This window comes from Amycolatopsis sp. H20-H5 (genome assembly GCF_035828755.1).
Lineage (GTDB): Bacteria > Actinomycetota > Actinomycetes > Mycobacteriales > Pseudonocardiaceae > Amycolatopsis.
Map to the genome: position 1 here is coordinate 1 of NZ_JAYMZS010000207.1, position 8,163 is coordinate 8,163.

6 protein-coding genes are annotated in these 8,163 nt (G+C 68.7%); 5 read left to right on the forward strand and 1 reads right to left on the reverse strand.

Annotation, left to right across the window (positions count from 1 at the left end):
- Window positions 1–329 precede the first annotated feature (329 nt).
- Window positions 330–1,262, forward strand: a complete 933-nt coding sequence (locus QMK34_RS46000; RefSeq protein WP_326421253.1) for a helix-turn-helix transcriptional regulator — start codon at window positions 330–332, stop codon at window positions 1,260–1,262.
- 54 nt (window positions 1,263–1,316) lie between these two features.
- On the opposite strand, the gene QMK34_RS46005 is transcribed toward QMK34_RS46000, so the two are convergent.
- Window positions 1,317–1,946: a hypothetical protein gene (locus QMK34_RS46005; RefSeq protein WP_326421254.1), complete on the reverse strand. Its 630-nt coding sequence runs from the start codon at window positions 1,944–1,946 to the stop codon at window positions 1,317–1,319.
- Window positions 1,947–2,210: 264 nt separating this feature from the next.
- Between QMK34_RS46005 and QMK34_RS46010 the strand changes: the two genes are divergently transcribed.
- The 4 genes from QMK34_RS46010 to QMK34_RS46025 form a co-directional block, all read left to right on the forward strand.
- Complete coding sequence (locus QMK34_RS46010; RefSeq protein ID WP_326421256.1) at window positions 2,211–3,299, forward strand: hypothetical protein; 1,089 nt, start codon at window positions 2,211–2,213, stop codon at window positions 3,297–3,299.
- 533 nt (window positions 3,300–3,832) lie between these two features.
- Complete coding sequence (locus tag QMK34_RS46015) at window positions 3,833–5,143, forward strand: ammonium transporter (RefSeq protein ID WP_326421259.1); 1,311 nt, start codon at window positions 3,833–3,835, stop codon at window positions 5,141–5,143.
- Complete coding sequence (locus tag QMK34_RS46020) at window positions 5,140–6,390, forward strand: hypothetical protein (protein ID WP_326421261.1); 1,251 nt, start codon at window positions 5,140–5,142, stop codon at window positions 6,388–6,390. The genes QMK34_RS46015 and QMK34_RS46020 overlap by 4 nt, the downstream gene beginning before the upstream one ends.
- Window positions 6,374–8,163, forward strand: a 1,790-nt coding sequence (locus tag QMK34_RS46025) for a nitrate- and nitrite sensing domain-containing protein (RefSeq protein ID WP_326421263.1), incomplete at its 3' end; no start/stop codon positions are given. The genes QMK34_RS46020 and QMK34_RS46025, both read left to right, overlap by 17 nt.

Consider the following 8,163-nt stretch of genomic DNA (forward strand, 5'->3'; position numbering starts at 1 on the left):
GCACTGGAAATGGACTGCTTCTGCCCCTGCTGTCTGGTGATCAGAATGATAAGAGCCCGGTGACGGGAGACTGTCACGCCGGGATCTGTGGGAGCCCGGGGCTGAAATGCCCCGGGCTACCCGACCGATGACTCGAATCCGAAGGAGTTTCACGCAGGAGTCGTCGAAGGCGGCTGGTAGTCGGCACGGCTTCTCTTTATTCCGTGCTGTTCTTCCTGGCTGGGTTGCCGACATTTCGCGCGGCAGAACCGGAGGAATGTGAACTGCTCCGATGCCGGTTTATCGACCGGTATCGACGGTTCTTTGCTGTGCCTGGGAAAGGGATTGTTGTGGCGCCAGATGATATCCGGCGGATCAAGCCGGCGAACGAGCGTGAGGTGCCCGCGAAAGTGGACATCGAAGAGGTGAACGCGTGGCGGCGCTCCGAGCTGGCCGGGTTCCTGAAGAAGGCGAGGGGCCGTGCCCGGCCCGAGGTCGCGGGAATCGAGGTCGGCGCCCGGCGGCGTACCAGCGGCCTGCGGCGCGAGGAGGTCGCGGCGCTCGCCGAGGTCTCGACGATCTGGTACACCTGGCTGGAACAGGGCAGGGACGTCCAGGCTTCGGGGCGGCTGCTCAGCGCGCTGGCCACGGCGCTGCAGCTGAACCAGTCCGAACGCGAGTACCTGCGCTACCTTGGCAGGATCACGCAGCCACGGATCGTGGACCTCGCGTCCCCGCAGACCAACCTCCGGCAACTGCTCGCGCAACTTCCGGTGCCCGGCATCCTGGTCGACCACCACTGGCGCATCATCGGCCGCAACTCCGGCGCGGACGCCCTGCTGTGGAACGGGGACGAGGGGCAGGGCGACAACATCCTGCGGAGCATCTTCCTCAATCCCACCGTCCGTGAGCTCATCCCGGACTGGGCGGACCTGGCGAGGTCCGCTGTTTCGGTGTTCCGGATGACCTACGCGCGCAACATCGACGACCTCGAGTTGTACTGGTTCATCAAGCGCCTGCGCGCCGAATCGGCCGAGTTCACGGCATTGTGGGACGAGCAAATCGTCGAAGCGGGCCCGCGGTGTGTCAAGGCCGTCCGCCATTGGTCCGCCGGGTTGATGCGGTTCGAGTTCGTCATACTGAGGACGTTCGACGACGGCGACATCATGTTGTTCTCGCTGGTGCCCGCGGACGCCGATTCGGCCGCGGCCTGGAAGCGTCTTCACGAAGGCCGGGCCGAGCGCCGGGGGCTGAGGCTGAAAGAACTCGCGGGTGGTGCTTGACCGGCAAGGGCGGCCGGAGGCCCGGTGTCCTCCAGCCGCCCTTGCCAGGGTTCGTCAGTTCGGGGTTCCGGCGTTCTTGCGCAGCTTTCGGTAGGTGTTGCTCGGCCCCAGCCAGATCAGCACCAACGCCGCGATCGCCGCCGCGATCGCGGCCGCGTCCAGGCTGCGGAAGAGGATGGGCACGGAATCCAGCATGTCCCAGACGAGCAGTCCGCAGAACAGTGGTGCGAGCACGCTGAGCAGCACATTCGCCCAGAGCTGGCCGAACCGCACCGGCACGGCCAGCACCAGGTAGACGACCGCGAAACCGCTCCAGATGTACCCGCGGTTCACGAGAATGTCGTACGGCGCGGCGACATCGCCGATGAGCTCGTCCCCGCTCACCTTCGCCCCGGTCGAGGCACTGACCTCACCTGCCAGGTAGTCGGCGAGGATCTGCTTCCCCATGGTGAAGATCAGGATCGCCGTCGCGACACTGAGGGCCGCAGACAGGCACAGCAGCACGACTCCGGCCGACAACGTCCTTGGCGTCCGCGGCAGGGCGAAATTGTCGTGGCCGCTCCGCGGTGGGTACGACGGCCGCTCGAGCCGGTTGTTCGGCCGCATCACGTGCTCGAGGTACTCCGTCGGCAGATCGTCCGGCTGGGTCGGCCGTGATGGTGGTGGTGGTGGTGGTGGTGGCATCCGCCGACGGTCCGGTGCGCCGTGCGGGGAGCCTGCCGGGGGACGATACGAATTCACGGTGGTGCCTTTCTTGGGTTTACTGCAGCTCGAGAGCGATTAACGACTGGGTTGACGGAATCGTCAGCAGTCGCCTCGGTTTGCACTGGGATGGGGAATAAGCGTAGTAAAACGGAACAAGGGTCGATAGTCAACCGCGGCCGGATGCTTATATTGGGTAATGGTATATGCCGATCATCGAATCGGCGTGGCTGATAGGACGGAAAAGTGCAGAAGAAGGCGGTACGGTATTTGTCCGGCGCGCGGGTGCCGAAGTGGGAATGGAGTTACGCCGGAACGGTGGGCACCGGCGAAAGTGAACTCTGCGACGTTGTCGCGCTCGGTGCGGACGAAGCTTGGGCGGTCGGCAATCAGGAGTCGTATCGACGGCCGCTGGCGGTTCGCTGGGACGGTGTTCGCTGGCAGAGCCACCCGGTGCCGGGGGCGGGAAGCCTGCAGCAGGTGGCCGCGTCGGCCGGCGACGACGTCTGGGCCGTCTCGTGGAACGTCGGGGACGATTCGCTGGTCCACTGGGACGGCCGCGGCTGGTCGGATTCGCCGCTCGCGCCGGTGGCTGGGGAGCTCGACCTGCACGATGTCCTCTCGTTCGCCCCTGATGACGCCTGGGTGGCGGGCGGTGCCAGCACCGTGATCCCCGGCGGTCACGGGTGGGTCCCGGTCCTGCAGCACTGGGACGGGACACGCTGGTCCCCCGCGACGCTGCCCGTGCTCGGTTCGGCGTCCGGGCTGCTGTTCGGGCTCGGTGGGCGCACCGCTGACGACGTGTGGGCGATCGGTACCACGGGCCTGGCCGCACTGACCGAAGGACGGCCCGGCTACCTGCGTTTCGACGGCACGGATTGGCGATTTGTCCCCCAGCTCGATGCCTGCCGGGTCCTGGCCGAGTCCGCCGTCCCGCTCGGTCGTGACGTGGTGTTCGCCGGCCGCCGCAGTGGGCAGGCGGGCTGGGAGCCGGACGGTCACCCGGTTCTCGTGCGGTGGAATGGCGAGGAATGTCACGAGATCGCCGCGCCGCCGATCGACGGGATCGCGATCTACGACGTGACCACCGACGGGGCCGGGGGGCTGTGGATGACGTGCCAGCAGCAGCACGGCGACGCGTCCTTCTGGCGCTGGCGGGCCGGTGTCTGGGAACTGGTGGCGGCCGATCCCCGGTTGGACCGCCGGTCACCCCGGGTGCAGCGCCTGGCCAACGTCCCCGGCACGGCCGACATGTGGGGTGTCGGGCACACCATGGAGGCGCGGTCCGCGGGTCTGCTGGTCCGCTATCGGGAAACGGGATCGGGCCAGCGCTAACTGCGCGCCGTGCGGCGAGTCCCACGCTCGGACACACGAAAATCACCAAGCCCCCCGAAGAACCTCCGAAACCAACCACCAAGTGGTTGCGTTGGGGAGTTCGTTGGGGGTATTGCCTGTCCTTCGAAGCCGCCTACCCTCCACAAAGGACGGAAAGCCTGCCCATTCGCCTGTTTCATGCCTCCACGACCGTTTCGCGCGTGCCCTGAAGGCCACCATGACAGCGTTAGACGCCGTGAAGGCTCCCATCAGGGCACACGGCAAGCCTGGGGTCGCGGCTGAAGGGGACATGACATCAGTTTCCGGACGCCTTATAAGGGCTGTCAGGTGATGTATTCGATACCAGTATCAAAATACCTTCTCTGTCTTGTCTTGGAAATTGTGTGCGCGCAGTTGTAGCCTACGGCTCGTTCGCTCGGAATTATTGGCGCCTGTGCGGCGCGACGATATTCCGAGCGAATGCCGCCCCGGTGAAACCACCACCTGCTTCACCGGGGCGGCTCCGGCCGGAAGGCGATCGGGAGAAAAAGAACTTGACCATTGATTCTGGTGCTACGGCCTGGGTGCTGGTGTCCGCCGCCCTGGTGCTGCTGATGACGCCTGCGGTCGCCTTCTTCTATGGTGGCATGGTGCGCGCCAAGAACGTGCTCGCGATGCTGATGCAGAGCTTGACCGTGCTCGCACTGGTCAGTGTCGTCTGGGTGCTGTTCGGGTTCTCGATCGCGTTCGGGCCCGGCAATTCCGTGCTGGGTGGCCTGAATCTGCTCGGCCTGCAGAACATGTCCGGCCCACTGCCCGGTTTCACCGGCGCCGCCACCCAGGTCGTCCCGCCCGTCGTGTTCGCCGCGTTCCAGATGATGTTCGCGATCATCACCCCCGCACTGGTGACCGGTGCGACCGCGGACCGGTGGCGGTTCGGCGCCTTCGTGGTCTTCGTTCCCGTGTGGACACTCCTGGTTTACGTCCCGGTCGCGCGCTGGGTGTTCTCCCCGACCGGATGGCTGGCCAAGCTGGGCGCGCTCGACTTCGCGGGTGGCACGGTGGTGCATGTCAACGCGGGGGCGGCGGCGCTGGCGATGGCGATCGTGCTCGGCCGTAGACGAGGCTGGCCGCGCAATCCGATGGTCGCGCACAGCCTGCCGCTGGTGGTGCTCGGCGCTTCCCTGTTGTGGTTCGGCTGGTTCGGGTTCAACGCCGGTTCGGCCCTGCGCGCCGACAAGCTGGCGGGCACCGCCCTGATCGACACGCACGTCGCCGCGGCGATGGGCCTGCTGGCCTGGATCGGGGTGGAACGCCTTCGCTACGGCCGTCCGACGACCTTGGGCGCGGCCTCGGGCGCGGTCGCCGGACTCGTGGCGATCACGCCTTGCGCGGGTTACGTCACCCCGCTCGGTGCGCTCGCGGTGGGCGGCCTCGCGGGTGCGGCGTGTGCCTTCGCGGTCGGCCTGAAGACCTGGTTCAAGGTCGACGACTCGCTGGACGTCGTCGCGGTGCATCTCGGCGGCGGCGCCGTCGGCTCTCTCTGCGTCGGGCTGTTCGCCACGGTGACGGTGAACCCCGCCGGTGCGGACGGATTGTTCTATGGCGGTGGCTACCGCCTGCTCGGCGCACAGACCCTCGCCGTGATCGTGGTCGCGAGCTACTCGTTCCTCGTCACGCTCATGCTCGGGTTCTTCCTCGACAGACTGCTCGGGCACCGGGTGTCCGAACACGACGAGGTGGTCGGGCTCGACCTCTCACAACACGGCGAAACCGCGTACCGGCAAGATCTGCCCTCGCCCTCGCCTCGCCCCGAAACCGCCGATCCGGCCTGGGCGTCGTACGGTGACGGCGGGGTCCGATGACGGTCACCAGCAGGGCCGTCCGGCCGGACCGCTTCACCACCGGCCGCAGGATGGGCGTCGTGGTTTCGTTCTGCCTCGCGGGCGCGTTGCTGTTCCCCCTCGCGGTGCTGTTCTTCCAGTTCTGGACTTCGATCGACGGCGCTGTCACCGCTGTGCGCACGGAACGGGCCGGTGTCGCGTACCTCCGCCCCGTCGTCCGGCTGATCTCCGCCTTGGACGCGGCTCAGTCGTCGGCGGTGCGCGCGCAGACGGTCGACCCCGGCGAGATCTACAGTGCCGAGCAGGCGATGGCGACCGCGGACCGGGAAGCCACCGACTCCACGGGGGTGCACCAGCGCTGGGCGGACCTGAAGATCCGGATCGACGCGCTCGTCGGTGACCAGCGTCCTTCTGGCCAGGCCGCGTTCCGCGCGTACGGCGCGGTGATCGACCTGACGAGCACTCTGCTCGGCGAAGCGACCGGAGACACGGCCCTGTTCTCCGATCCCGGCGCCGAGACCGTCCCCCTGATCACCGTCACGGCCCGCCGGCTGCCCGAGGTGCTGGTCAACGCGGGCCGGATCGCGGACCTGACGACGCTCGACGCCAACCGGCCGCGGCCGAGCGCGACCAGGCCACGGGATCGTGAGCAACCGCTGCCGCCTGCCGATCCGGCCGTCTCGACCGGGATCGCGCTCGCCCGCGACCGTGCCTCGTCGGCGGCGGGCGAGGTCGGCGGCTTGCTGCGGCGGAACATCGAGGCCACCCCGCACGACGCCTTCGCGCAAACTCTGCTGCGTCCGCTCGACACGTTCCGGGTGCTCGCCGACAAGGTCGCGCCCCCGATCGATCCCTTGGCGCAGTTCTCCCCGTCCGTGGACGACGGGAGTGTCGCGCTGGCCAGGCTCGACCTGAACCGCGCGGTGGTCGACCTCGAACAGGCGGTCGCGCCCGAACTGGACTCACTACTGGCCGACCGGGAGAACGGGCTGACGACCCGGCGGTCGGTGTCGGTCGGCGCGGTCGGGCTGGGCCTGGCGCTCGCCTTGGGCTTGCTGTGGTTCAGGCTGCCGAACGCCCGTGGCCGGGAACCGTCCACTCCGGACTGGCCGCGCGAGGAGGACGAAACCGGGGAACGGCAGCGGTCCCCGGAAACCATGGACTACAGCGTGCTGGACGCGCGGGACCTGGTGCCCGCCGAAGAACTCGTGCACATCGGCAGGGCACTGCGATCACCGCCCCGGGAGCACGATGATGCTTCCGGATAGCCTCGGTATCCGCGAGCGGCTCGGGCTGCTGGTGGTGATCCCGCTGACGGCACTGGTCGTCGCCATCGTGCCGCTGATCGCCGATCGGATCGACGAGGCCCGCTCCACCGGTTCCGTGGCGGACACCGCGATGGCGATCCAGGAAGCCGGGCCGGTGCTCACCCGCCTGCAGACCGAGCGGCTGGACTCGCTCGCCTACCTGGCGGTTTCCGGGGCGACCGCCACCAGGCTCGCGGTCGACACGGAAGACGTGAAGTCGTCGGCGGTGGAGCTGCGCGGGCGGTTCGGCAGGGAGGTCGACGGGGCGCTGTCCGCCATCGACGCGCTGTCCGGGGTCCGCAAGGCGGTGGAAGCGAGGTCGATCTCCGCCGAGGAGGTGTACGTGGCCTTCGCGGGCGTGATCGACGGGCTGGTGTCCGCTTTCGGCTCCACCTCCATGGTCGGCCCCGGCGGCCCGGGTAGCCCGCAGCTCGACCTGCTGGACGCGACACTGCGCGCGGGCGAGGCGATCAGCCGGTCCGGGGCCGCGCTCGTCATGACGACGACCGATCGGGGCACCGGCCTGGCGCACCGGGCGGAAGTCACCGCGTCCGGAAAGTTGTACAACGACGAGCTGACCCGGCACGCGCTGCCCGCGCAGGCTTCCCTCGCCGCGTCCCTGCTCACCAGCGGTGCGACTCGGCGGGCCGACGACGTGATCAGGCGAGCGGCGCGGCCGCCCGCTGACGCCGCGCTGGTCGCCGAGGCCGCGAACGCCGCGGATGAGCAGAGCCAGCTGTGGGGTCTCGCGCAGGCCGACATCGTCCGCGAGGTCACCGCGGCGACCACGGCCCAGTCCACCGTGACCAGGTTCGAGGCCGTGGGGTTCGGCCTGTTCGCGTCGCTGATCGTGGCGTTGCTCGTCGCCCTCGGCGCCTGGGTGCATCGGTCCATCACCCGGCCGCTGCGCCGCCTCACCCGTGCCGCGGGCACCGTCGCCGACCTCACTCAGGCGGAGCTCTTCCGGATCAGCGACGAGGAGAACCCCGAGCATCGCGGCCCGCACCTCGCCGCGATCGACATCGGCTCCCAGGACGACATCGGCGAGCTGGCCGCCGCGTTCAACCGGGTGCAGGCGTCCGCCGCACTGCTGCTCGAGCGGCAGGTCGTGAGCCGCCGCAACATCGCGTCGATGTTCGCCAGTGCCGGCAGGCGGGCGCAGAAGCTCGTCGGCAGGCAGCTGGCCGTCATCGACGACCTCGAACGCAACGAACTCAATCCTGAGCTGCTGACCGGGCTCTACCGGCTCGACCACATCTCCACTCGGTTGCGGCGCTACGCCTACAGCCTGCTGGTCGTGGCCGGGGACCGGGAACAGGTGCTCAACGGGACGCCGGTGGCGCTGGGCAACGTCGTCCGGTCCGCGCTGGGGGAGATCGAGGGCTTCCGTGAAGTCACCCTCGGCCACGTCTGTGACGTGCGGGTGGTCGCGCCACTGGTGTCCGACCTGACGCTGCTGCTCGCCGAGCTGCTGGAGAACGCGACTTCGTTCTCGCCCCCGGCGTCCGTGGTCGACGTCGGCGCCGAGCTTCGCGACGGTCACTGCCGGGTGACGGTGACCGACCGGGGGATCGGCATGTCGGAGGACGCGCTCCACCGGGAGAACCGCCGCCTCGTCGAACGCGAGCGGCTCGACATCGCGCCGACGAGTGTGCTCGGCCTGTTCGTCGTGGGGAGGCTGGCCCGCCGTCACGGTCTGGGAGTGCGCTTGACGGCGACCACCGGGAGCGAGGG

What these genes read in the sequence shown, in the direction of transcription:
- QMK34_RS46005 (WP_326421254.1), bottom strand. Translation starts at nt 1,946, where the DNA reads ATGCCACCACCACCACCACCACCACCATCACGGCCGACCCAGCCGGAC.
- QMK34_RS46020 (WP_326421261.1), top strand. Translation starts at nt 5,140, where the DNA reads ATGACGGTCACCAGCAGGGCCGTCCGGCCGGACCGCTTCACCACCGGC.